Genomic DNA, 22,604 nt, shown 5'->3' with positions numbered 1-22,604 from the left:
CGACGCAAGGAATCTGACAATGGCACGCTTTTTCATCGACCGTCCGGTCTTTGCCTGGGTGATCTCGATCCTCATCATGGGGATCGGGGTGCTCTCGATCCTCAACCTTCCCATCGCGCAATACCCCGAAATCGCCCCGCCCTCGGTGCGGATCAGCGCGCAATACCCCGGTGCCTCGGCCGAGACGGTGGCCAATACGGTCACCCAGATCGTCGAACAGCAGATGACCGGTCTCGACGGCATGCGCTACATGTCGTCGTCGTCGACCTCGGCGGGCACCTCGTCGATTACCCTGACCTTCGAATCCGGCACCGATCCGGACGTGGCGCAGGTGCAGGTGCAGAACAAGCTCTCGCAGGCGACGGCCCTGCTGCCCGAGACGGTGCAGCGCCAGGGCGTCACCGTCGAAAAGGCCTCTTCCTCCTTCATGATGGTGATCGCCCTCATCTCGGAGGACGGCCGCTTGGATCAGGCCGACCTTTCGGACTACCTGAACTCGAACCTCGTGGATGAGTTCAGCCGGATCGAGGGCGTCGGCGGGGCGCAGGTCTTCGGCGCGCAATACGCGATGCGGATCTGGCTCGACCCGTCCAAGCTCTCGGCCTTCGAGATGACGCCCTCGGACGTGGTCGGCGCCGTCTCGGCGCAGAACGCGCAGATCTCGGCCGGCGCCTTCGGCACGCTGCCCGCCCCCGAGGGTCAGCAGCTCAACGCCACGATCACCGCGCAGTCGCTTCTGAGGACCCCCGAAGACTTCCGCAACATCGTGCTGCGCTCGGAGACCGACGGCGGCCTCGTGCTGCTCAAGGACGTGGCGCGGGTCGAGGTCGGGGCCGAGAACTACTCGACCATCGCGCGCTACAACGGCAAGCCCTCCTCGGGCATGGCGCTGCAGCTCGCCTCGGGGGCCAACGCGCTCGACACCGCCGAGCGGGTGAAACAGCGCATCGAGGAGTATTCGGAGTTCTTCCCCGAGGGCGTGAGCTACGTCATCCCCTATGACACCACCCCGTTCATCGAGATCTCGATCCATGAGGTGCAGAAGACGCTGATCGAAGCCATCGTGCTGGTGTTCTTCGTGATGCTGCTCTTCCTGCAGAACATCCGCGCCACGATCATCCCGACGCTCGCTGTGCCGGTCGTCATCCTCGGCACCTTCGCGATCCTCGCCATGGCGGGCTTCACCATCAACACGCTGACCATGCTCGCCATGGTGCTGGCCATCGGCCTGCTCGTCGACGACGCCATCGTGGTTGTGGAGAACGTCGAGCGGATCATGGAGGAAGAGGGGCTGAGCCCGCGCGAGGCGACCCGCAAGTCGATGGGGCAGATCACCGGCGCACTCGTCGGTATCGCGCTGGTGCTGTCGGCGGTGTTCGTGCCGATGGCCTTCTTCGGCGGCTCGACCGGGATCATCTACCGGCAGTTCTCGATCACCATCGTCTCGGCCATGGGCCTGTCGGTGCTGGTCGCGCTGACCCTGACTCCGGCGCTTTGCGCCACCATCCTCAAGTCCAAGGACGCGCATCACAGCAATCGCGGCCCGCTCGGGTGGTTCAACAAGGGGTTCGACAAGCTGACCGGCGGCTATGCCGGCACCGTCGGCCACATCATCAAGCGCCCGCTGCGCATGCTGGTGGTCTACGTGGCGCTCGGCTACGCCATGGTCTTCTTGTTCAACAACACGCCCACCGGCTTCCTGCCGGACGAGGACCAGGGCATCCTGATGACCCTGATCCAGGGGCCGACCGGGGCCACCGCCGAGCGCACGCTCGACGTGGTCGAGCAGGTACAGGACCATTTCGCCTCGGAAACCGAGGCGGTGGACTCGATGTTCGGCGTGGTCGGCTTCTCCTTCGCAGGGCAGGGCCAGAACATGGGTCTCGCCTTTGTCCGGCTGAAGGACTGGTCCGAGCGTCCGTCGCCCGCGCAGAGCGTGCAGGCGGTGGCGGGCCGTGCCTTCCCGGCCTTCATGGGGATCCGCGACGCACAAGTCTTCCCGATCGTGCCGCCTGCGGTGATCGAGCTGGGCAACGTCTCGGGCTTCGACTTCTACCTGCAGGCGCAGGGCGGGCAGACGCATGAACAGCTGCTGACCGCGCGCAACCAGCTTCTGGGCATGGCCTCGCAGAGCCCGCTGATCGCCTCGATCCGCCCCTCGGGGCTGGAGGACGCGGCGCAGTTCAACCTCGACATCGACTGGCGTGCCGCCGGCGCGATGGGCGTGACCCCGACCAATGTCGGCAACACGCTGTCGATCGCCTGGGCTGGTCAGTACGTGAACGACTTCAACGACAATGGCCGGATCAAGCGGGTCTACGTCCAGGGCGAGGCAGACAGCCGCGCGACCCCCTCGGACCTCGAGAAGTGGCGGGTGCGCAATGCCAACGGCGATCTGGTGCCCTTCGCCAACTTCACCAAGGAAGAGTGGACCTACGGGCCTCAGGGTCTCAACCGCTACAACGGTGTGCCGTCGATGCAACTTCAGGGCTCGCCCGCCCCGGGCGTGACCACCGGCGAGGCGATGGCGGAGATCGAGCAACTCGCGTCGCAGTTGCCGCCGGGCTACCAGATCGCCTGGACCGGTCTTTCGCTGGAAGAGCGCGATTCCGGCGGTTCGGCCCCGCTGCTCTATGGCCTCTCGCTGGCGGCAATCTTCCTCTGCCTCGCGGCGCTCTATGAGAGCTGGACCATCCCCTTCTCGGTGATGCTGGCGATGCCGATCGGCGTTCTGGGCACCATGGGCGCGGCCTATTGGTTCGGCTTCGAGAACGGTGTCTTCTTCCAGGTCGGGCTGCTGACCGTCATCGGCCTGACGGGCAAGAACGCGATCCTGATCGTGGAGTTTGCCCGGGAACGCTACGAGGCCGGCGAAGAGCTTCTGGTTGCGGTGAAGGAGGCGGCGCGCCAGCGCTTCCGTCCGATCATCATGACCTCGCTGGCCTTCTCGCTGGGCGTGGTGCCGCTGGTGCTCTCTTCCGGCGCGGGCGCCGGCGGGCGCCAGGCGGTGGGCTCGGCGGTGCTCGGGGGGACGATCACCGGCACCGTGCTGGGCGTGCTCTTCGTGCCGCTGTTCTTCGTCGTGGTGATGAAGGTCTTCGGCCGCAAGAAAGAGCGCGAGCTGGCGGTCAAGCGCGCCGAGATGGCGCGCTGAAGAGACCCCGCCGCGGGACATGGAAAAAGAGCGGGCCCCCGGGCCCGCTCTTGTCGTTTTGGCGGAGTGCCTGCCCCCCTGGCGCCGCACGCGATGATCGGCCTTTCCTAACCCGGCTGGCATGTGGTGCTGACCTCTGAGCGTGCAGGCCATCCGACCGGCCGACGCGCCTGCGGCTTGCGTTGCGCCGCGGCTGCGGACCCCTAATTTGCGCTCTTTACTCTCGATCCGCGCGTCGCGAAGCTGCGCCCGACTCAACCCGGAGCCCCTTGCCATGACGCATCATCACCTCGCCGCCACGCCGCAGACCGTCCATTGGGGGCGATTCTGGTCGGAGCTGCCACCGGTCATGACCGTGACGCCCGGCGACCGGGTGACCATCCAGACCTTCTCGGGGCGCGAGGAGCTCTTGCCCGCCGAGGGCTCCGGCATGACCGTCGCGCCCGAGCTGCGCGACATCCTTGCCGCGGACCTGCCGCGCGTCGCCCACCTGCTGACCGGCCCCGTGGCGATCGAGGGGGCCATGCCCGGCGATGTGCTCAAGGTCGAGATCGAGCGTATCGAGCTGGGCGCCGACTGGGGTTTCAACCTGGTGCGCCCGGCCTCGGGCACCTTGCCCGGCGAGTTCCCGGTTTCGCAGAAAGCCCTCTCGCTGATCCCCATCGACCGCGAGGCGCAGACCTGCCGTTTGCCCTGGGGCGCGACGCTGCCGCTTGCGCCCTTCTTCGGCGTCATGGGGGTGGCCCCGGCGCCGGAGTGGGGCGAACTCACATCGATCCAGCCGCGCCTTCACGGCGGCAACATGGACCTCAAGCTGCTGACCGACGGGGCGACGCTCTACCTGCCGGTGCAGGCCGAGGGCGCGCTCTTCTCCTGCGGCGACGGCCATGGCTGCCAGGGCGATGGCGAGGTCTGCATCACCGCGCTCGAGACGGCGCTCACCGGCACGTTCCGCTTCGATCTGCTGAAGGCCGGGACCACGGCGATCGACCATCCGCGCGCAGAAACCGAGGCCGAGCTGATTTCGATGGGCTTTCATGCCAGCCTCGACACCGCGCTGCAAATCGCCCTGCGCCAGATGATCGCGATGGTCCGCGAGCGTGTGGAGATCACCGAGACCGAGGCCTACCAGCTTTGCTCGCTGGCGGCGGATTTCGCCATCACCCAGTCGGTCAACCAGGAAAAGGGCGTACACGGGCGCTTGCGGAAGTCGATCCTCGAAAGCGGCACAGTGGCCCGCTGATCACGGGCCGGCCCCGGGGAGAGCCGGCCCGCGACGGATCTGCTACATGCCGTAGACCAGATCCACCAGCGAGAGCGATACCGCCGGCACGTAGGTGACGAGCAGCAGCACCAGCACCAGCACGCCCACGAAGGGCAGGTTGGTGACCGAGGTCCGCCACACGTCGGTTCGGGCGATTGAACAGGAGGTGATCAATACGCTCGCGACCGGCGGGGTCTGCTGGCCAAGCGCGATATTCAGCGTGAGCAGAATACCGAACTGGATGGGGTTGATGCCAAGCTCATGCACCAGCGGCATGAAGATCGGCACGGTCAGGATGATCGCCGCCGCGCCATGCAGCACCATGCCCACGAACAGCAGGAAGATGTTGATGATCATCAGCACGGCGAAAGGATTGGTGGTGATCTGGGTGATGCCCGCTGCCAGACGCTGCGGCATCTCGGTCTCGGTCAGATAGAGGCCGAGCACCGCCGAGGCCGCAACCATCAGCATGACAACCGAAGTCTGCAGCACCCCGTCCACCAGCGCCTTATAGAGATGGCGCAGATTGATCTCGCGGTAGATGAAGACCCCGATGAAGAGCGCCGCCACAACCGCCAGCGCTGCCCCCTCGGTCGCGGTCACCACGCCGCCGAAGATGCCGCCGAGGATCACCACCGGCAGGATCAGCGCCCAGGAGGCGTCCTTAGCGGTCTCGCCGAGGCGGCGCAGCGAAAACGCCTCGTCGCGCGGCAGGTCGTAGCGCCGGGCCATGTAGTAGCACAGGCCCATCAAGAGCCCGCCGCCCAGCACGCCGGGCACGATGCCCGCGACGAAGAGCTTGACCACCGAAGTGTCGGACATGGCGCCGTAAAGGATCATCGGGATCGATGGCGGGATGATGATCGCCAGCGAGGCCGAAGACGAGGTGATCGCTGCCGCCATGCGCGGCGTGTAGCCCTTGTTCTTCATTGCCGGGATCAGCACCGAGCCGGTCGCCGCCACGTCGGCCACGGCCGAGCCGGAGATCTCGGCAAAGAACATCGACACCCCGACGTTGACCATGGCGAGCCCGCCGCGCACGAAGCCGATCAGCGCCGAGACAAAGGCGATGAGCCGGGTCGAGATGCCGCCGGTGTTCATCAGCGCGCCGGCAAGGATGAAGAGCGGGATGGCGATCAGCGGGAAGCTGGTGGCGCCGTCGTAGAGCGACAGCGCGGCGTTGAGAAAGCCCAGCTCGCCGTTGAGCAGGAACACCCCCAAGAGCGCGGAGCCGAGGATCGAGAAGGCGATGGGCATGCCGACCGCGATCAGCACGAACATGAAAAGCAGGATGCCGGCTTCGATCATTGGGTGACCTCCTTGTGCGCGCCCGGGGTGCGATGGCTCTTGCCGCGGGCCTCGGCCAGCTCGGCCTCGGCGCGGGCGATCTCATGTTCGATCTCGGCGGTGTCGGGGTCGACACCGTCACGGACGGCCTGAAGGCGCTCGGGCAGGGTCAGCAGCCGGCCGAGGATCATCAGCCCGAAGCTCACCGGCAGGATGCCCTGCAGCACGGCGCGCGGCACGAAGCGCACGGTGGTCATCACCTCGTCGCCGAAGATCTCGAGGATCGCCCAGCCGGCCCAGGCGGTGATGGCGCAGATGGTCAGGAACAGCAGCTCGACAAGGCCGAAGAGCACGAAGCGCCCGGCCCCCGGCAGGCCGAACATCAGCCCGTTAAAGCCCATGTGGGAATTGCGCACCACGGCCAGCGCGGCCCCGGTGAAGGTGATCCAGGCGAGGAGCGCCGCGGCGACCTCGTCATACCAGATCAGCGACTGGCCGCTGTAGCGGTAGGCGACGCCCAGAAGGACGACGCAGGCCAGCGCGACGATCATCGCGATGGTGGCGATCTGCAGGAACAGGTCGAGCCAACGGGTGGGACGGGACAGCAAGGTTGCCTCCGAGAATTCAGCGAGGGGAGAGGCGGCGCGGGACGCCCGCGCCGCCGGTTCACCTGTTGGGCTCAGGAGCCCGAGCCATTGGCCAGCGACAGCGCCTGGTCGATCATCTCCTGACCGCCCTCGACCTCTGCCGCGAACTTCTCGTAGATCGGCTTGGAGGCGTCGACAAAGGCATCCCGGTCGGTCTTGTTGACCGCGAGCCCGCCTTCTTCGAGCTTGCCCACCAGCTCGCCGTCCTGCGCCTCGCCGGTGTCGCGCGCCCAGAAGGCGACCTCCTTGGCGGTCTCCTCGATGATCTGCTGCACCTCGGGGTCGAGCTTCTCGAAGGCCTTCACGCCGACCGTCGGATAGGCCGGGGAGTAGACGTGGTTGGACAGCGACAGATACTCCTGCACCTCGTTGAGCTTGCCGCCGTAGATGTTGGTCATCGGGTTCTCCTGCCCGTCGACCACGCCGGTCTGCAGTGCCACGAAGAGTTCCGAGAAGGGCATCGGCGTCGGGTTGGCGCCGTACTCCTGGAACATCGCCACGCGCCAGCTCGAGTTCGGCGTGCGGATCTTCAGGCCCTTGAGGTCGGCGGGGGTGGTCACCGGGTGCTTGGAATTGGTGATCTGGCGGAAGCCGTTCTCCCAGATCGCCAGCGGCCTGTAGCCCTTGGCCTCGGCGGCGGGCTTCAGCACGCTGTCGAAGAGCGCCTCGTCGATCTTGGCCAGATGCTGTCGATCGGCAACGAGGAACGGCAGGTCGAAGAGCGCGTATTCCGGCGCGATCTCGGGCATGGTCGAGCTGGGCAGGGTGATGTGCATCGTGCCCAGCTTGATCTTTTGCAGCATGTCCTTGTCCTTGCCCAGCTGCGAGCTGTCAAAGACCTTCACCACCGCCTTGTCGCCAAGCTTTTCGTTGGCGCGGCGGGCAAATTCCTCGGCGGTCTGGTCCTGCAGCGAGCCGTCGGCGGCGCTGAGGCCAAAGATGATCTCGGTCTGCGCCAGCGCAGGCGCGGCCTGCAGCGTTGCGGCGACGGCGCCGATCAGTGCGATATGCTTGAGTTCCAAGTGTGTCTCCTCCCTGAGTGCTTGGTCCGGTTTGTGGGGTGTCGCTCAGCCGGCCAGAACCTCTGGCTCGGTGAGCGCCGCGATGGCCCCGGCCGCGTGCTGGCGGTCCTCCTCCGTGGCGGGCGGACGGGGTTGCAGCCCGGCCAGCTTGCGGCCGAGAGCGATGGCGTTGAAGGTGGCGCCAGTGTCGGCGCGGCCTTGGCCCGCGATGTCGAAGGCGGTGCCATGCGCCGGGGTCACGATCGGGAAGGGGTAGCCGGCGATCAGCGTCACCCCCCGGTCGAAGCCGATCAGCTTCATCGCGATTTGCCCCTGGTCGTGGTACATGGTCATCACCGCGTCGAACTCGCCCCCCTTGATGGCCCGCACGAAGACGGTATCCGAGGGTACCGGGCCGGTCACGTTGATCCCTTGGGATTTGGCGATTTCGATGGCGGGCGCGATCACCTCGTCATCCTCGTGGCCGAAGTTGCCGCCATCCCCGGCATGCGGGTTGAGCGCGGCCACGCCGATACGGGGGCTCGGGATGCCCGCGGCGGTCATCACCTCCGAGGTCAGCTTGAGGCTGTTCGCAACGCGTTCGGTGGTGATCGTGCTGGCCACCTTGCTCAGCGGGATGTGCGAGGTCACCCGGGCATTCCACACCTCGTCGAGCACGTTGAATTCACGCCCCGACTGCTCGGCCTCGATCACCGCGTCGACGAAACCGATCTCGTCCACGTAGCTCGACCGGGCAAGCCGCATGGAGTGCTTGTTGAACGGCGTGAAGGCGCAGACGCCCGCGATGCCCGCCTTGCCCAGCAGCAGCGCCGTGGCGAAGTTCTGCAGCGAAGCGCGGCCCCCGGCCTCCGAGGATTTGCCCGGCGGCACCGAGGCAGGATCGCAATTGCGCAGGTCGAGCAGAACCGACCCGGCGGGCAGGGGCTTTGCCAGATCGGCGGTGGAGATCACCGGCAGGTCGATCTTCACCCCGGCGGTCTGCGCGCCCTTTTCCAGCAGTCGCGCGTCTCCGATGACGATCAGGTCGCCAAGGTTTGCCTGCGCATCCGCCACGATCTTCGCGGCCAGTTCTGGCCCGATCCCGGCAGCATCCCCGATCGCCAATGCGACTCGCATATTCGATTCTCCTCAGCATGTATTTTGTATATTTTGTTTTCCGATACGGTATCGCATGGCAAGGAAAAACTTGCTAACCTAGGAAAAAGATCAGAACCGGAGGTGTCATGGACCTGTCTTCTGCCTCGGACATGCCATTGCAAATAAAGAAAGAATCCCTGCATGATCAGGTCGCGAACCGGATCCGGGATCTCATCATCGAGGGCTACCTCGAGCCCGGCAGCCGCATCGACGAGGTGCAGCTTCTGGAACAGCTGGGCGTTTCGCGCACCCCGTTCCGCGAGGCGCTACGCACGCTGGCGGCCGAGGGGCTGATCGTCATTCAGCCTTCGCGCGGGGCAACGGTGCGCAAGCTATCGTCGCAGGATGTCTTCTCCATGCTCGAGTTGCTGGGGCATCTGGAAAAGCTCGCCGGGCAGACCGCCTGCGAACGGGCCAGCGACGCCGAGATCGCCGGGATGCGCGCGCTGCACGAAGAGATGCTGGGCCACTACCGCACGCGCGATCGGCTGCCCTATTACAAGCTCAACCAGGAGTTCCACTCGCGGCTGGCGGCGCTCTCCGCCAACGAGACGCTGCAGGAAATCCAGCAGAACATCCAAGGACGGCTCAAGCGCATCCGCTTCGTCGGCAATGGCACCGAGGATTACTGGGCCGAAGCCGTCGCCGAGCACGAAGAGATGATCGCCGCGCTCGAGGCCCGCGATGGCGACCGGCTGGGCGAGGTCATGTCGCGCCACCTGACAAATACCTGGGACCGGGTGAAGGAGTCGCTCTGAGCGCTCCTTCCCACCTTCGCGTCATCGCCCAATCTCGGGCGCGCAAGTCGGCGCGCGCGAGGTGGGCTGGCCTGGATCATCAAAAGGAGGGCCACGCCTGTAAGCGTAGCGGGGGCGATGTCGTTCACCCGCGGGATGGCGATATCTGGTGATCTGGTGCGGATGGGAATTCTCACAAAGTTCTGCCTCTGGATGCGGAAATTTCCCTTTGATATCAGAGCGTCAAAATCTAAATTTCGAACTAATCCTGCCTTTTTCGTCAGATAGTTTCGACACCGACCGCTCATAAAAACCCAGCGCAGTGGCCGGCTTCTCGTGACTGATGTTTCAAAGAACGTCGCTTCGCCTAAAAATCATGTTGGCGCGCGGCCCAAGTGGAAGGGACTGCGCCCCGCGGTCGAGTTGGATCACGGCCTCGACGCCTGGTAGCCGCCCGCTTTTCACTTCCTCTATGTCGCAGGACTTCAGAACGTCCGTGTCCATCAGACTGTGGATCGTCCGGAGATTGATGCCGAGGATCTTCGCAGCCCGGGTCGGTCGAACGGTTCCATGGTGATCGGTCGCGATGACCTCACGCAGCACGGCTGGCGACACGCGGAAATCCGGGAAACGTGCGGTGGCCGGATCGACTGCATGCAGCGGAAAGCGGTTTCTCGGAATAGTTTCGCCCACGCGCTCGGTGGGTATGCGGACACGATGCGATGCCGGCGCAATGTCCAGTAGGTCCTCCGCCTTGGAGCGCTCGACGCCCGCCCGCAGCTTCCCGATGAACCCATCAAGATGGTGTGGGTGATACATCGGCGAGGCGTTCCTGTATCGACCCAGCGGAATCTGCTCAGGATAGGCCGCCAATGTGAATGCCTCGGCAGGCGTGCGCATGGCAAGCGCCTGATCAGGGCGGCGGATATTGTAGAGCTCAATCACAGACCACCCACGGGACCGAGGAGCGCGAGGTGCTCTACCCTTGGCAGCCCTGGACGGGGCGAGCTATTCACGTACACGACGTGATCGCGAAGGCGGGCTGGGTTGCGTTTCGCTGTAGCCTGAGCGGTATCTCGTCGGACCGACGGCTGGAGGTTCCCGTCTGGATGTTCGATCGCGCGGCCTGCCGGTGCTGGCAAGTCGCGGTGACGCCGGTTGCCTCAGTGGCGGCTTTGCGAGCTCTGGCGGCATTGCTGCACGATGCGGCCGGCGTTCGTGATGGCGCATCCCCACTGCCAGACCCGAGCGCAACATCGAGCGCCCAACAGGCGATTCCGGGAGATGCCGATGCCACGCCGCCCAGCACCACAACAGCTCGAGTTGTTCACTCGCCCCAGCGACGCCGATCTGGTCCCGGCGCCGCACTGGCAGACGCTGCCGGAGGAGGCGCGGGTGACGCTGACCGAACTGATGACCCGCCTGATCCTCGACCACGCCGCCGGCGCTCAGGCGCCTCGCCGGACGGAAGCACGATATGAAGCATGAGAAGATCAGTTCGCACCACCTGGAGCGCAAGGCGATCCTCCACGTGCGACAGTCCTCCGCCCACCAGGTGCTGCACAACCGGGAGAGCGGCGCTCTGCAATATGCGATGCGCGACCGGCTGGCGACGCTCGGCTGGTCCTGAATCGAGACGATCGACGACGACCTTGGCCGGTCCCCGGCGGGCGGCGTTGCGCGGGCGGGCTTCGGCCGGATGGTCGCCGAGGTCTGCCTGGGCAAGGTCGGTGCGGTCGCGGCGCGGGAAGTGTCGTGCTTTGCGCGCGACAGCCGCGACTGGCAGCAGCTGATCGAGATGTGCCGGGTCGTCGACACCGTTCTCGTCGACCAGGAGGCGGTATATGCGCCACGCCAAGGCAACGACCGTCTACGTCTCGGTTTGAAAGGAAGTCTCAACGAGTACGAGTTCGATCTGCTGCGGCAACGGTCGCTGTCTGTCCGTTACGAGAAGGCCCGGCGCGGCGAGTTGATCGTCGCAGCTCCCGTCGGCTTCGTGAAGGCCGGCGACAGGCTCGACAAGGACCCCGACCGCCGCGTCCAGGAGGCCATCACCCTTGTCTTCGACAAGGTGGCCGAGCTCGGCAGCGTCCGGCAGGTCCTGCTCTGGTTCCTGGAGCACGGGCTGGACCTGCCCGCAAGACACGCCAATGGCGACGTGATCTGGCGCAGGCCAACCTATGCCACCATCCACCGCATCATCGAGAACCCGGTCTACGGCGGCGCCTACGCCTATGGTAAGATCCGAGTTGTGCCAAGACACGGCGCGGCCGTTCCGCGAACCGGCAGCCGCCGCAAACCGCGCGCTGAATGGCTGGCGCTGAAGCCCGGCGCACACGAAGGTTATATCAGTTGGGACGGGCAGAGGCGATCCACGCGAGGGTCAGCGACAACACCCCCACGAGCCGGCACCGTTGTGCTGGAAGCACGCCTCCGGCGTGACGGGGCGCCCAAGCACGGCGATGCCCTGCTCGGCTTCACGACGAAGACACTCAGACTCGCCGCCGAAGCCGGCAGCATCGAGGACGTTCATCCGTTACCGGACGGTCCGTGGATCTTCGCTTCCGCGGAACTCGGCAAACCGCCAGCCCAGCAACTCACCCAACGCGCCCGGCAGAACCCCAAATACCCCACCGCATCGCACCCAGATCAGCAAAACCTATTTACTTCAGAGGCATAGAGAGATGGGCGCAATGAAGCAGGATTGTAGAAGGCGATCCAGTCACCGATGACGCGCATCGCGTGTTGGATGCTTTCGAAGCGGTGGCGATGCACGCACTGCTCCTTCAGCGTCCGGATGAAGCGCTCGACCATGCCATTCTGCTGCGGGCAGTGTGGGGTGATGAACTCCTGCTTGAGCCCGTAGCTGCGGACGATGGCCGTGGAGTGGTGGCTGGTGAAGACCAAACCGTTGTCTGAGCGCAGCAGGAACTCCTCCTCGACCCGGCCCAGTGTGCCGAACCTCGCGATCAGCGCATGCTCGCGGGCGGCGCTGGCCGTCGTGGCCTTGCCCGACGTCGACAGGTGCCAGCCCTGCAACTCGCGGGTGTGGCAGTCGATCACCAAGGCCAGTGAAGCCCAGCCGTCCTTGCCGGTTCAGATGCGTGCGAGATCGGTCGACCACCTCTCGTTCGGCCCAGCTGCGACAGACGGAACAGCCTCGATGCGGGGCCGCATGCCCACGGCGCGCTTGCGAACCTGCCAGCCCTTGATCTGGAAGATCCGCTGTACCGTGTTCTTGTTGAAGCCCAGGAGCCAGGCCACGGTCCGATAGCCGAAGGACGGCTCCTCCTCGATCATCTTCTTGATTGGTTCGGTGAAGCGGGGATCGACCTTCGGCGCGGCTTTCACCGGCTCGCCTCCGACACGGTCGCCTTGCACTGGATGATCTCGATCACCCGGGCCGTCTTCCGCTTCGCCGTCCACCGCTTGATGTTGTCGTCCATGGTCATACTCATCGCTACGTTCTCGCTTGTAGCATGAGCAGGTTTTCACTGGGTCGATACGCAACTCCGCTGCCTGACCCCGAAGCCCGCTTGATCCAGGGCGGCGAAAGGGGTCACACGCCACCTCGCGGCAAGCGCCGAAGCGGAACGACCCAGCCTTCCGGAATAGCGGGACAGAGGATGGCGATCACGGGGCCGCTTCACGCTGCCGATCCCCTCCGCCCGGCCAAATTCAGTGAAAAATCGAGATGCCCTTCCCCGACATTCCGCAACTTTGAGGGAAAGGCCGTTCCTGAACGACGCTAAACTTCGAGGATGATCGGACAGTGGTCCGAGACTTCAGTTTCGTAGATGACGTCAAAACTCCTTACGGCATCTTGGTTGTCGATCAGCATGTAGTCGGCGAAGCGGCCTGGCTTCTTGTAGTGCGAGTTGCGAGTCCCGCTGAATCCGTAGGTCGTCACGAGTTCAACCATTCCGGCATCGGCGAGGATCGAAAGCGTTTCGCTGTTCGGCTCAACGTTGAAATCGCCACAGATCACCTTCAGGTCGCCAGGCTCTGCCAATTGGCTTGAGAGATCACGCAGTCTATGTGCCTGTTCGGCACGTTCGGGCGTGTCCATTTTTCCTGCCAAGTCGCGCAGCCCATGCATGTGCGTGACGCTCAAGGCTCTGTCCGCTTCGTAGTCCCACACACGCACGCCATGGGCGTTTCGGGAGCGTGGGTGCTCGCCAAAGCCGACAGGAGAGTAATCCTTGTGAACGAAGCCTTGGACCTGTCCGATGATCGGGAAAGAGCGATGCACAAAGGTCGCCAAGCCCCATTGCGAAGGGATCGGCATTTCTCCGTCCCACAGGACTCCTTGCGCCGCTGGACAGAAGAAAGCAACGTGGTTTGGCAGCGCCGTGGTGACGTCGCGAAAGAGGTTTGCGCGTTGAGGCAGGATATGATCGCCGTCGCGATAGGTCAGCCAATCCTTTCCGGACGAGGGGCTATGGATGACCTCTTGGAGGCAAAGAATATCGGGCATAATTGCGGCCAGATAGGGCAGCATCACTTCATGGAGCTTGCCGCCCCAACCGTTCAAACACATGATTTTCATGAGCTATGACCTTTCGCCAAGGGTATCAAATGTCGACCGCCTCCGCGAGGCTCAGAGCCTCCTCGAGTTCGCCGTCCAGGTAGCGGACCGTACTGTCCACCTTGGTGGGACCGAGCAGGAGCTGGACCGCGCGAAGATTGCCTGTCTTGCGGTAAGCCTGTGCCGCCTTGGTGCGCCTCAACGAGTGCGTGCCGTAGCCGCTCGGCTCGAGACCGATCGCCGTCACCCACTCTCGGACGAGCCGCGTGTATTGTCGCGTCGAAATGTGCGGCCTGGCATGAAACCGGCGCGCGAACAGGAAGGCGCAGTCGATCATCTCCGGTCGTTTCACCCAAGCCGAGATCGAAGCACGGGTGTTTTCCGTGACTTAGACCTGATAGGGGCGGCGCGTCTTGCTCTGGATGACCGATACGCGTTCGCGGAGACGATCGCCGACAACGGGCTGGGCGACCTTCAGACCGACGCGGTCGCAGCCCCGCACCTTGGTGGCGATGGCGAGATTGAACAGAGCGAGATCGCGAAGGCCGCTCGCAAGTCCGAGGCGCGCACGGATCGACACCACAGCTAAGATCGAACCCGCGCTGTCACCGCGGACTGCAGCACATCATTGGCACGCGTCATTCACCGTCCTCCGGCTCAGTTCCGGGTGACTGGCCGCGCACCGGTCTCTCGCTGCCTGGCACGCCCGTTCCGATTGGGACCACGCGGCGCTCAGGCCGTTCCGACCTCTGCGGGTTTTACGGCAAAGAAGATGGCGTAGAGCGTGGGGACGACCACCAGGGTCAGGATCGTGGCGAAGCTCAAGCCGCATATGATGACGACGGCCAGGGACCTGAAGAAGGGATCCCAGAGAAGCGGCACCACCCCCAGAACGGTGGTCAGCACGCCAAGCGACACGGGCCGCACGCGGCTGACCGCGGCATCGACGACCGCGGACATGCGCGCCTTGCCCTGCGCGATCTGTGAATCCGTTTCGTCGATCAGCACGATGGCGTTCTTGATGAGCATCCCGGTCAGCGACAGAATGCCGAGGATGGCCATGAATTCGAGAGGCGTCCGGCTGAGGGCGAGGCCGTAGATCACCCCGATCAGCGCCAGCGGCACCGCGAGCCAGATGATGAGCGTCTGGCGCCACGCGTTGAACAGGAACAGCACCACGATGAACATGGCACCGAACCCGACGGGCATTGTCTTGGCGAGACCCGCGTTGGCTTTCTGGCTGTTGCCGTATTCGCCCTTCCACTCGAGGCTGTACCCCGGCGGAAGGGCAATCGCCTCGATCTTCGGGCGCACGGCGTCGAAAAGGTCGCCCGACCGGATGCCGGGCGCATTGTCGGACTGCGCGGTGATCGCCAGTTGGCGGTCGATCCGGCGCAGGCGTCCCGCCTCGAAGACGACATCGAAGCGGTCCACCACCTGGCTGATCGGGATGTAGCCGCCCGTTGCCTGCGCGTAGACCTGGATGTCCCGCAACTCACCGACGTCGTCTCGTGCGGATGCCACTGGGCGCATCACGATATCGCGCAGCTCGTCGCGCTCGCGGTACTGTCCCAGGCGCGTCCCGATCAAGTGGCTGTAGGTCGCATTCGAAATCTCGGCCTGCGTCAGCCCGACACGGCGGGCGCTCTCGATGTCGATGATCGGCCGCAGAACCTTTACCTGCTCGCGCCAGTCGTCCTTGACCGCGATCGCGCCGGCCTCCGACATGATCGCCTTGGCCTGGTCTGAAAGCTCACGCAGGATGGCCGGTTCGGAGCCGAAGAAACGCGCTTCGATGCGCGAGCCACCGCCCGGGCCAAGCACGAATTTCCACACCTTGGACTTGGCGTTCGGATAGGATTCATCGATATGCGCCTGAATTTCGCCGCGCAGCTTATCGATGACCCCATAATCTTTCACGTCCACCAGGATCTGGCCGTAGGACGGGTCGGCGTCCGCGGAATCGTAGATCAGCATGAATCTCTGGTGTCCGCTGCCCACCATGCTGTTGGTTCCCGTCACGCCGTCGAGGCCGCGCACGAAACCCGCGATCTCGCGCATGTCCGCCTCGGTGCGGGTGATGTCGGTCCCCTGCGGCAGGTAGTAGTCGATGACGAATTGCGGGCGGGTGGACGCCGGGAAGAACCCGGGCGGCACGAGGTTGAACATAGCGACCGCCGAAACGAAGAGCGCAACGATGCCCGCGACGGTCAGCCAGCGCACCCTGATGGCCTTGTCAAGGAGCGCGCGATAGCTCTTTAACACAGCATTTTCCTTCGGCGCGTCGCCGGCTTTGCCAGGCTTGAGCAGCAGCGTGCAGAAATAGGGCGTCAACCAGATCGCCACCAGCCAGGAAAACAGCAGCGCGATGCCGATGGTCCAGAACAGCGAGCCGGCATATTCGCCGGTGTTGTCGGGTGAAAAACCGATGGGCGAGAAGGCCAGGATACCGACCACCGTTCCGCCCAGCAGCGGCCAGATCGTCTGCCGCACCACCGAGCGCGAGGCGGCGGCGACCTCTTCGCCGTGCTGCACGCGCACCAGTGTGCCTTCGACAACCACGATGGCATTGTCGACGAGCATCCCCAGCGCAATGATCAGGGCCCCCAGGGAAATGCGCTGCATGTCGAGCCCGAAGACATACATGCCAAAGAGCGTGCCCGCGACGGTGACAAGCAGAATGCCCCCCATCAGGATGCCGGATCGCACGCCCATGAAGACCAGCAGCGTGCCGACCACGATCGCCAGCGCCAGCCCGACGTTGACCACGAAGTCATCGACGGACTCCTTCACGCTCGCGCCCTGGTCCGAGATCGGCAGGACGTGGATGCCGATGGGGCGTTCACTTTCCAGCTCGGCGATGCGCGCCCGCACCGCATTGGCCATGTTCACCACGTTGCCGCCCCGGACGTTGGAAATGCCCATGCCAATGCCGGGTTGCCCGTCGCGGAACAGAAGCGTCTTCGCCGGCTCCTCCAGTCCACGCGTCACCGAGGCGATATCCCTGAGCCTGAAGGACGCGCCGGTCTCGGGGTTGGTGAGCATCAGGCTCTCGATGGCTTCGATGGAGTCCACCGCGCCTTCGGGCCGCAAGGCCAGGCGCGTCGGACCGGCCAGGATGGAGCCACCGGGTGTCACCAGGTTCTGCCCCTCCAGCAGGCGCTGGATCTGCGCGGGTGCGAGGCCGAGCGCGGTCAGCCGCGCCGGCGCATACTCAACGTAGATGACCTCCTTGCGGACGCCATTCAGCGAGACCTTCGAGACCCCGTCGACCGTGACCAGCTTGCGCTGCAGCTCCTTGACGTATTCGTAGAGATCGGAAAGAGAAAAACCTTCCCCGACGATTGCGTAGTATTGGGCGTAGACATCGCCATAGTCATCGTAGACCTGGCTGGGGTAGGCATCGGGCGGCAGCTGCGACTGGGCGTCCGAGATCTTTGCCCGCATCTGCGCGAATTTCTGATCGAGCTCCCGATAATTCGGTGTCGAGGCGATGGTGAATTCCACCGTCACCGTGCTGAGCCCCGGCGAGGAGACCGACCGGACCTCGTCCACGCCGGGCAATTGTTGAAGCGCACCCTCGATGACCTCGGTCACCTCTTCGACCACTTCTTCGGCCGAAGCCCCGGGATAAGGCGTGATGATCTGCGCCTGCCGGATCACGAACTCCGGATCCTCGAACCGAGGCAGCGCGGTATAGGCGAAGTAACCGGCGAAGAGGATCAGCAGCGTGGCCACGGCCGAGATCAGCCGCTTCCGAAGAGCAAAGGATGCCAAATCCATGGCCCTAGTTCCCAACTTGGGTGATCGGGCGGACCGTCATTCCCTCAACGATGTCGCCCACGCCCGCCGACACCACGCGCTCGCCGCCCAAGAGCCCCTCGGTCACCACCACATCCCCGCCGCTGGCCGCCCCTAGGGTCACGGCCCGTCGCGAGACCTTGCCCGCGTCATCCACCAGCCAGACGAGCGGATCGCCGTTCGGCGCCGCGGCGACGGCAGTCAGCGGGATCGTCACCTCTTCGCGCGCTCCCCCGATTGTGGCGCGGATATTGGCCACCATGCCGGGCAGGATGAGCGCGTCTTCGGGCACCGAGACGGCGGCGCGTCCGCGGTAGGTCTGCGTCGCGCTGTCCGCCTGAACCGAAAATTCGACCAGCTCCGCGGGAAATTCCTGTCCCGGGAGGGCGTCGAACGTGGCGATACTTCCGCCCGCTCCATCGCGGCGCGCCGTCAAAATCTTCACATCGGGGCCGGGGATATCGAACGCGAGGTGAACGACGCCGAGACTCTGGAGCAGCACGATCGGCTGCCCCGCCTGCACATTGGCAAAATTGTCGATGTCCCGCCGGGCGACGATCCCGTCGAAAGGCGCCCTGAGCGTTGCATCGTTGATCTTGTCTTGCGCGGTCTCGATCTGCACATCGATGCCCCGCAGCGTGGCCTCTGCCGCAGCGATTTCCTCGGGCCGCCCGCCAACCTCTCCGATCCGAAGCGACTCCTGCTGCGACTTCAAGCTGGCTTCGGCCACGCGCGCCTCGGCCTCCGCCGCTTCCAGTTGGGCACGCGTTGCGACCCCGCGCTCTTGAAGCTCGCGGGTCCGGTTCAGCACGTTGTTTGCGGCATCGACCTGGGCCCGGGCGGAGTCCACCGCGGCCTCCAGCGCGGCGATCTCTTCGACCCGTGCGCCGGACTTCAACGCGTTGAGCTCGGCTTGCGCCTGCGCCTTCTGGCTCTGCAACTGGCTCAGCTGGTTATCGAAATCCCGAGTCTGGATCTGGGCAATCGTATCCCCCCTCGAAAACCTGCGACATCGCGCGCACCGGAAGCGCGATCACCTGCCCGGAAACTCTGAAGGACAATTCGACCTCCCGTGAAGGCAGGACGAGCGCGGGATAGGACAGCGACACTTCCGCCGCTGTTTCCTGTGCCACGGTGACCTTCGCGGGGCGTGCATGGCTCTCCTGCGCCATGGCTCCGTCGGAAATTCCCGCGCCAATCGTGGCAAAGACTGGAAAGAGCAAAACGGTCTTCATCAAAATGGAGTCTCCCCATGAGGCACCGAACCCAGATGATGATGGCAACCATCGACCCGGCGCGTTCACTCAAAAGAGGACCAATTTCCGAAACCGATAGTACAGGAAAGTCCCGGGGTTCGTCATTCTGTTTCGACGGCAGCCACGCACGTGGCGCCCTTGGCCTCGGGCAAGCGTGGTTCCCGTCTCGATCCCTCCCGCGCGCCCAGCCTTCGAGGATGGACTGCGCGAGCTCGGATTTTTCCGGCGGACAAGCCTCGAAGGACCGCTTCTGCGGTCCGCAGCTGAGCTTCGTTTGGCGCGGCAGCGGGTCTTTCGCTATGATGCGATTGCGTCGAACGAGTAATCAACAGCAGGAAGGTCCGCACGACTGCCGCCCCATGCTCACGGGGCGAAGGGAAAGTTAGGGCTGACTGCAGACCCACAGGATGCGCGTTACCGCAGTTCATGGCGCGAACAGACGGTGGGTTGGCGCATTGGTCCAGCCCAGGACATCCCTCGGAACGCATGAAAGCTCTTGCAAAGCCATCGCGGCGGCCAGCCCCTGTGCATGCGGCGGGTCCAGCCTACCTCGTGTCTCCAGCATGTACGGAAATCCCTGGGTAGGAGAACGGTTTGAACTTGTCCGGCTCGAAAGATGACACCCCGTTGCACAGGCGCGCCCTTGTCATTGGCGCTTCAGGGGGCATCGGAGCTGCGCTTTGCGCAGCGCTTGCCGAGCGTGGAGCCGAGGTCACCGGTCTTTCCCGATCCGTTGACGGCGTCGATTTCGCCGACCCTGCCTCCGTGGCCGCTCGGATGGAGGCACTGTCTGGTCCATTCGAGATGATCCTCGTCGCGAGCGGAGTGCTGGCGCCGGAAGGGGCCAGGCCGGAGAAGTCCCTGGCCGAGATCGACGCCTCCAGGATGGCCGAGGTCATGGCGGCGAACGCCATCGGACCGGCACTCGTCCTCAGGCATGTTCCCCGGCTTCTGCCCCGGAAAGGGCGGTCGGTTGTCGGGGTCCTGACCGCTCGTGTCGGCTCCATCGGCGACAACCGCCTGGGCGGCTGGTACAGCTACCGCGCCTCGAAGGCTGCCGCCAACCAGATCGTCCACACCGCCGCGATCGAGATCGCCCGCACCCATCCCGGTGCCGTCGTCGTTGCCCTTCATCCCGGCACCGTGGCCACGGAATTCACCCGCGACTACCCGGCCCATCGCAAGGTCACGCCCGCCGAGGCCGCGGGCAATCTTCTCGGTGTGCTGGCCGGCCTCGAGCCGCGGCAAACGGGGCAGTTCTTCGACTGGGCCGGCAACCCGGTACCTTGGTGAAGACCCGTGGGTGTCGTTGCAGCTCCGGCTCACGCGCGCCTCCTTGCCAGAACCGGGAGGTCCCGCCCCGCCGCAAGCCCATTGCGGAAGTGTCAAATTCTCGCTGCGTGCGCTCGCAGCGGAATTTTTGCTGTGACGCGGCAAATCCCCATGCCGTATCGAAGCAACGGATCCTGTCGTTCATGCGCCGCGCAGCGAACTCCTTCGGAATAGCGACCACAAAGCGGACAAACAGGACACTCTTGTGTGGCTCAGTTTTTAGTCTGACGGTTCAGACCGAACCCTATCTCGAACCTCATATTCCGCGGCCCGAGCAGGAAGCGGAAGCAGCCGAGAAGCTCGCGGCGCTCGCGGAGAAGACCGGTGGGACGCCGAACATCCTGCTGCTGCTCGTAGATGACATGGGCCGGGGCGATCCCGGCTCCTATGGCGGCGGCATTGCGGTGGGCGCGCCAACGCCCGAAGTGGACCTTCCGGCGCGCTCGGCGTGCCGCAGGTGCCAACCGACTGGCGCATTCTCCGCACGCTGATGCTGATGGCCGTGGCGGCGGGGGTGTTCTTCCCGCTGGTCGGCCTGCCTATGGTCGAGTCGAACTCTGCAGTGCTTGAGCGGCGCTCACGTTCGGTCCGTGAGGGTGGGTCGTTCTGCCGGCAACCGGGCCCTGTAGTGAAAACTGCAACCGCGAAGCGTCCGAAAACACCGCGCGGCCCCGCTCAGAAGAAGGAAACCCTCGGGCCAGTCGGACCGCAGTCGATCACCGCCTCGACCCCGAAAACCTCGCGGATCAGGCCTGCTGTCAGCACCTCTGCAGGTCGTCCCTGCGCGACCAAGCGCCCCGCGCTCATCACGGCGACCTCCTCGCAGAATGCCATCGCCTGGTTCAGATCGTGCAGCGCGACGACGACCCGCGTGCCCAGTTCGGGCAGCAGGCGCATCAGGTCAAGCTGATGCCGGATGTCGAGATGGTTGGTCGGCTCGTCCATGAGCAGCTCGCGCGGCTGCTGTGCCAGCGCCCTGGCGATCTGGATGCGCTGGCGCTCTCCGCCGGACAGCGTGGCCCAGGACTGCTCCGCGCTGCGCGTCATGCCGGTGCGTGCCAGCGCATCCAGCACGATCTCTTCGTCGCGCGCGCTCCAGGGGCCCAACGCGCCGCGATGCGGCAACCTGCCAAGCGCCACCACATCCCGCGCGGTCAGCCCGACATCGGTCGTCGCGTGCTGCTCTACCAGCGCAAGCCGCCGCGCGATCTCGGAACGACGTATCGTCTCGATTGGCCGCTGGTCGACGAGGACCGCGCCGCCGCTGCCGCGGCGGACCCCGGCCAGCAGGCGCAGCAGGCTCGATTTGCCCGAGCCGTTAGGCCCCACCAGGCCGAGGACACCTTGGTCGGGCACGCGCAGGGTCACGCTCTTGACGATTGCCGCGCCACCTGAGGACCAAGAGACATTTTCGCTCCGAAGGCTCATTCCCGTCCCCGCGAACGCCACAGCAGGACGGCAAAGGCCGGGGCGCCGAAGAGTGCGGTGATCACCCCGATCGGCAGCACCTGTCCCGGCAACACGAGGCGCGACAGCACGTCAGCCAAGACCATGAAGGCCGCGCCCGCAATTGCCGAGCCTAGGATGAGCCGCCCGTGCGCCGGACCGACGAAGAAGCGGGTCGCATGCGGGATCACCAGCCCGACGAAGCCCACGGCCCCGACGATGCTGACAACGCAGGCGGTGAGAAGTGCGGTAAGTCCCAGAAGCTCGACGCGCACACGCGCGACATCGACCCCGAGCGAGGCGGCCGCATCCTCGCCGAAGGCGAAGGCATCGAGCGCCCGCGCCCGGTAGAGGCAGACAGACAGCCCCACGAGCAACACGGGCAGGGCCAGGCCGGCATCCGGCCAGCGCACACCGCCAAGGCTGCCAAGCAGCCAGAACATGATGCCACGGGTCTGCTCGGCGCTGGCCGAGGAGGTGACGATGAAGGATGTGGCGGCATTGAACAGCTGCGAGCCGGCGATGCCGGCAAGGATGACCCTCTCGGCACCGCGGCCCGCGCCGAAAGACAGCACCGCCACAAAGCCAAAGGCGAGGAGCGCCCCCGCCATGGCCCCGGCCGAAACCGTGACGGCCCCGGCACCGAGCGCGAGTACGATGACCAGCACCGCGCCGGTCGAGGCGCCGGCCGAAATCCCAAGCAGGTAGGGCTCGGCGAGCGGGTTGCGCAGCAGCGCCTGCAGCACCACGCCGCAGATCGCCAGAGAGGCTCCGGCGCACATGGCGACCACCGCCCGGCTCAGCCGGTAGTGCCAGACGATCCCCTCGCGGATCGGATCGACCGGAAGGTCGAGCCCGAAGAGTCGGTTGGCCAGCGTGGACAGGGCCTCGCGCGGGGTCACGCTGATCTCGCCGAAGAGAACCGCGCAGCAGGTCGCGAGGGTGAGGGCGACGCCACCGGCAAGCACGAAGGACCCCAGCCCCGTCAGAGGG

The 22,604-nt window shown here is 65.2% G+C and carries 20 protein-coding genes and 2 pseudogenes; 8 read left to right on the top strand and 14 right to left on the bottom strand.

Going from position 1 to position 22,604, the window contains the following annotated elements; translation table 11 throughout:
* Positions 1 to 19: 19 nt before the first annotated feature.
* Together G0Q01_RS04205 and G0Q01_RS04200 are read left to right on the top strand one after the other, a co-directional pair.
* Positions 20 to 3,154, top strand: a complete 3,135-nt coding sequence (locus tag G0Q01_RS04205; protein WP_164190624.1) for an efflux RND transporter permease subunit — start codon at positions 20 to 22, stop codon at positions 3,152 to 3,154.
* Between the two features lie 274 nt (positions 3,155 to 3,428).
* Entirely contained in the window at positions 3,429 to 4,397 is a 969-nt protein-coding gene (locus tag G0Q01_RS04200; protein WP_164213026.1) for an acetamidase/formamidase family protein, read from the top strand.
* 42 nt (positions 4,398 to 4,439) lie between these two features.
* On the opposite strand, the gene G0Q01_RS04195 is transcribed toward G0Q01_RS04200, so the two are convergent.
* From G0Q01_RS04195 to G0Q01_RS04180, 4 genes are all read right to left on the bottom strand, one after another.
* A complete protein-coding gene (locus G0Q01_RS04195; RefSeq protein ID WP_108968002.1) occupies positions 4,440 to 5,726 on the bottom strand; it encodes a TRAP transporter large permease in 1,287 nt (428 codons plus the stop codon).
* Positions 5,723 to 6,313, bottom strand: coding sequence for a TRAP transporter small permease (locus G0Q01_RS04190; RefSeq protein WP_203594894.1), 591 nt, complete (start codon positions 6,311 to 6,313; stop codon positions 5,723 to 5,725). Before G0Q01_RS04190 ends, G0Q01_RS04195 begins: the two co-directional genes overlap by 4 nt.
* A gap of 71 nt (positions 6,314 to 6,384) precedes the next feature.
* Positions 6,385 to 7,374 carry a TRAP transporter substrate-binding protein gene (locus G0Q01_RS04185; RefSeq protein ID WP_108968000.1) on the bottom strand — a complete coding sequence of 330 codons (990 nt, stop codon included), beginning with the start codon at positions 7,372 to 7,374 and terminating at the stop codon, positions 6,385 to 6,387.
* Positions 7,375 to 7,419: 45 nt separating this feature from the next.
* Positions 7,420 to 8,490: a 4-hydroxythreonine-4-phosphate dehydrogenase PdxA gene (locus tag G0Q01_RS04180; RefSeq protein ID WP_164190619.1), complete on the bottom strand. Its 1,071-nt coding sequence runs from the start codon at positions 8,488 to 8,490 to the stop codon at positions 7,420 to 7,422.
* Between the two features lie 107 nt (positions 8,491 to 8,597).
* Between G0Q01_RS04180 and G0Q01_RS04175 the strand changes: the two genes are divergently transcribed.
* Positions 8,598 to 9,269, top strand: coding sequence for a GntR family transcriptional regulator (locus G0Q01_RS04175; RefSeq protein WP_164190616.1), 672 nt, complete (start codon positions 8,598 to 8,600; stop codon positions 9,267 to 9,269).
* A gap of 327 nt (positions 9,270 to 9,596) precedes the next feature.
* Here G0Q01_RS04175 and G0Q01_RS04170 read toward each other — a convergent pair whose 3' ends face one another.
* A complete protein-coding gene (locus tag G0Q01_RS04170; RefSeq protein WP_164190614.1) occupies positions 9,597 to 10,193 on the bottom strand; it encodes a hypothetical protein in 597 nt (198 codons plus the stop codon).
* A gap of 345 nt (positions 10,194 to 10,538) precedes the next feature.
* Here G0Q01_RS04170 and G0Q01_RS04165 point away from each other — a divergent pair, with 345 nt between their 5' ends.
* From G0Q01_RS04165 to G0Q01_RS04160, 3 genes are read left to right on the top strand one after another with little or no spacing between them, the layout of a single operon-like run.
* Positions 10,539 to 10,736, top strand: coding sequence for a hypothetical protein (locus G0Q01_RS04165; protein ID WP_235939605.1), 198 nt, complete (start codon positions 10,539 to 10,541; stop codon positions 10,734 to 10,736).
* Positions 10,726 to 10,878 carry a hypothetical protein gene (locus G0Q01_RS26725; protein WP_235939602.1) on the top strand — a complete coding sequence of 51 codons (153 nt, stop codon included), beginning with the start codon at positions 10,726 to 10,728 and terminating at the stop codon, positions 10,876 to 10,878. The genes G0Q01_RS04165 and G0Q01_RS26725 overlap by 11 nt, the downstream gene beginning before the upstream one ends.
* Positions 10,879 to 11,928 carry a recombinase family protein gene (locus tag G0Q01_RS04160; RefSeq protein ID WP_370457181.1) on the top strand — a complete coding sequence of 350 codons (1,050 nt, stop codon included), beginning with the start codon at positions 10,879 to 10,881 and terminating at the stop codon, positions 11,926 to 11,928.
* On the opposite strand, the pseudogene G0Q01_RS04155 reads toward G0Q01_RS04160, so the two are convergent.
* The 7 genes and pseudogenes from G0Q01_RS04155 to G0Q01_RS04125 form a co-directional block, all read right to left on the bottom strand.
* Positions 11,898 to 12,329, bottom strand: a pseudogene (locus G0Q01_RS04155) (transposase); the annotation flags it as partial. The gene G0Q01_RS04160 and the pseudogene G0Q01_RS04155 overlap by 31 nt on opposite strands.
* Positions 12,330 to 12,344: 15 nt before the next feature.
* Positions 12,345 to 12,599, bottom strand: a complete 255-nt coding sequence (locus G0Q01_RS26550) for a hypothetical protein (protein WP_203594892.1) — start codon at positions 12,597 to 12,599, stop codon at positions 12,345 to 12,347.
* A gap of 397 nt (positions 12,600 to 12,996) precedes the next feature.
* A complete protein-coding gene (locus G0Q01_RS04145; RefSeq protein WP_164190610.1) occupies positions 12,997 to 13,797 on the bottom strand; it encodes an endonuclease/exonuclease/phosphatase family protein in 801 nt (266 codons plus the stop codon).
* A 25-nt stretch (positions 13,798 to 13,822) separates the two neighbouring features.
* Positions 13,823 to 14,368: pseudogene (locus G0Q01_RS04140) on the bottom strand (tyrosine-type recombinase/integrase).
* A gap of 140 nt (positions 14,369 to 14,508) precedes the next feature.
* On the bottom strand, positions 14,509 to 17,559 hold the full coding sequence (locus G0Q01_RS04135; RefSeq protein WP_164213025.1) for an efflux RND transporter permease subunit: 3,051 nt from the start codon (positions 17,557 to 17,559) through the stop codon (positions 14,509 to 14,511).
* A gap of 4 nt (positions 17,560 to 17,563) precedes the next feature.
* Positions 17,564 to 18,517 carry an efflux RND transporter periplasmic adaptor subunit gene (locus G0Q01_RS04130; protein ID WP_164213024.1) on the bottom strand — a complete coding sequence of 318 codons (954 nt, stop codon included), beginning with the start codon at positions 18,515 to 18,517 and terminating at the stop codon, positions 17,564 to 17,566.
* A 13-nt stretch (positions 18,518 to 18,530) separates the two neighbouring features.
* The gene (locus G0Q01_RS04125) at positions 18,531 to 18,812 is read right to left on the bottom strand and encodes a hypothetical protein (RefSeq protein ID WP_164213023.1); all 282 of its coding nucleotides are present in this window, start codon (positions 18,810 to 18,812) and stop codon (positions 18,531 to 18,533) included.
* Between the two features lie 615 nt (positions 18,813 to 19,427).
* Between G0Q01_RS04125 and G0Q01_RS04120 the strand changes: the two genes are divergently transcribed.
* Together G0Q01_RS04120 and G0Q01_RS04115 are read left to right on the top strand one after the other, a co-directional pair.
* Positions 19,428 to 20,126 carry an SDR family NAD(P)-dependent oxidoreductase gene (locus tag G0Q01_RS04120; RefSeq protein ID WP_235939596.1) on the top strand — a complete coding sequence of 233 codons (699 nt, stop codon included), beginning with the start codon at positions 19,428 to 19,430 and terminating at the stop codon, positions 20,124 to 20,126.
* Between the two features lie 182 nt (positions 20,127 to 20,308).
* Positions 20,309 to 20,656: a hypothetical protein gene (locus G0Q01_RS04115; protein ID WP_164190548.1), complete on the top strand. Its 348-nt coding sequence runs from the start codon at positions 20,309 to 20,311 to the stop codon at positions 20,654 to 20,656.
* Positions 20,657 to 20,840: 184 nt separating this feature from the next.
* Here G0Q01_RS04115 and G0Q01_RS04110 read toward each other — a convergent pair whose 3' ends face one another.
* The gene (locus G0Q01_RS04110; protein WP_164190605.1) at positions 20,841 to 21,593 is read right to left on the bottom strand and encodes an ABC transporter ATP-binding protein; all 753 of its coding nucleotides are present in this window, start codon (positions 21,591 to 21,593) and stop codon (positions 20,841 to 20,843) included.
* On the bottom strand, positions 21,590 to 22,600 hold the full coding sequence (locus G0Q01_RS04105; protein WP_203594900.1) for an iron ABC transporter permease: 1,011 nt from the start codon (positions 22,598 to 22,600) through the stop codon (positions 21,590 to 21,592). The genes G0Q01_RS04110 and G0Q01_RS04105 overlap by 4 nt, the downstream gene beginning before the upstream one ends.
* Positions 22,601 to 22,604 lie beyond the last annotated feature (4 nt).

The organism is Salipiger sp. PrR007, from assembly GCF_010499845.1.
GTDB classification, from domain to species: domain Bacteria; phylum Pseudomonadota; class Alphaproteobacteria; order Rhodobacterales; family Rhodobacteraceae; genus Salipiger; species Salipiger pacificus_A.
This window is presented reverse-complemented; position numbering and strand designations above follow the sequence as displayed.

Bases quoted from the DNA above. Each gene is read 5' to 3' on its own strand.
- G0Q01_RS04205 (WP_164190624.1), top strand. From the start codon at position 20: ATGGCACGCTTTTTCATCGACCGTCCGGTCTTTGCCTGGGTGATCTCG.
- G0Q01_RS04200 (WP_164213026.1), top strand. From the start codon at position 3,429: ATGACGCATCATCACCTCGCCGCCACGCCGCAGACCGTCCATTGGGGG.
- G0Q01_RS04195 (WP_108968002.1), bottom strand. From the start codon at position 5,726: ATGATCGAAGCCGGCATCCTGCTTTTCATGTTCGTGCTGATCGCGGTC.
- G0Q01_RS04180 (WP_164190619.1), bottom strand. From the start codon at position 8,490: ATGCGAGTCGCATTGGCGATCGGGGATGCTGCCGGGATCGGGCCAGAA.
- G0Q01_RS04175 (WP_164190616.1), top strand. From the start codon at position 8,598: ATGGACCTGTCTTCTGCCTCGGACATGCCATTGCAAATAAAGAAAGAA.
- G0Q01_RS04165 (WP_235939605.1), top strand. From the start codon at position 10,539: ATGCCACGCCGCCCAGCACCACAACAGCTCGAGTTGTTCACTCGCCCC.
- G0Q01_RS26725 (WP_235939602.1), top strand. From the start codon at position 10,726: ATGAAGCATGAGAAGATCAGTTCGCACCACCTGGAGCGCAAGGCGATC.
- G0Q01_RS04145 (WP_164190610.1), bottom strand. From the start codon at position 13,797: ATGAAAATCATGTGTTTGAACGGTTGGGGCGGCAAGCTCCATGAAGTG.
- G0Q01_RS04135 (WP_164213025.1), bottom strand. From the start codon at position 17,559: ATGGATTTGGCATCCTTTGCTCTTCGGAAGCGGCTGATCTCGGCCGTG.
- G0Q01_RS04125 (WP_164213023.1), bottom strand. From the start codon at position 18,812: ATGAAGACCGTTTTGCTCTTTCCAGTCTTTGCCACGATTGGCGCGGGA.
- G0Q01_RS04115 (WP_164190548.1), top strand. From the start codon at position 20,309: ATGCGCCGCGCAGCGAACTCCTTCGGAATAGCGACCACAAAGCGGACA.
- G0Q01_RS04110 (WP_164190605.1), bottom strand. From the start codon at position 21,593: ATGAGCCTTCGGAGCGAAAATGTCTCTTGGTCCTCAGGTGGCGCGGCA.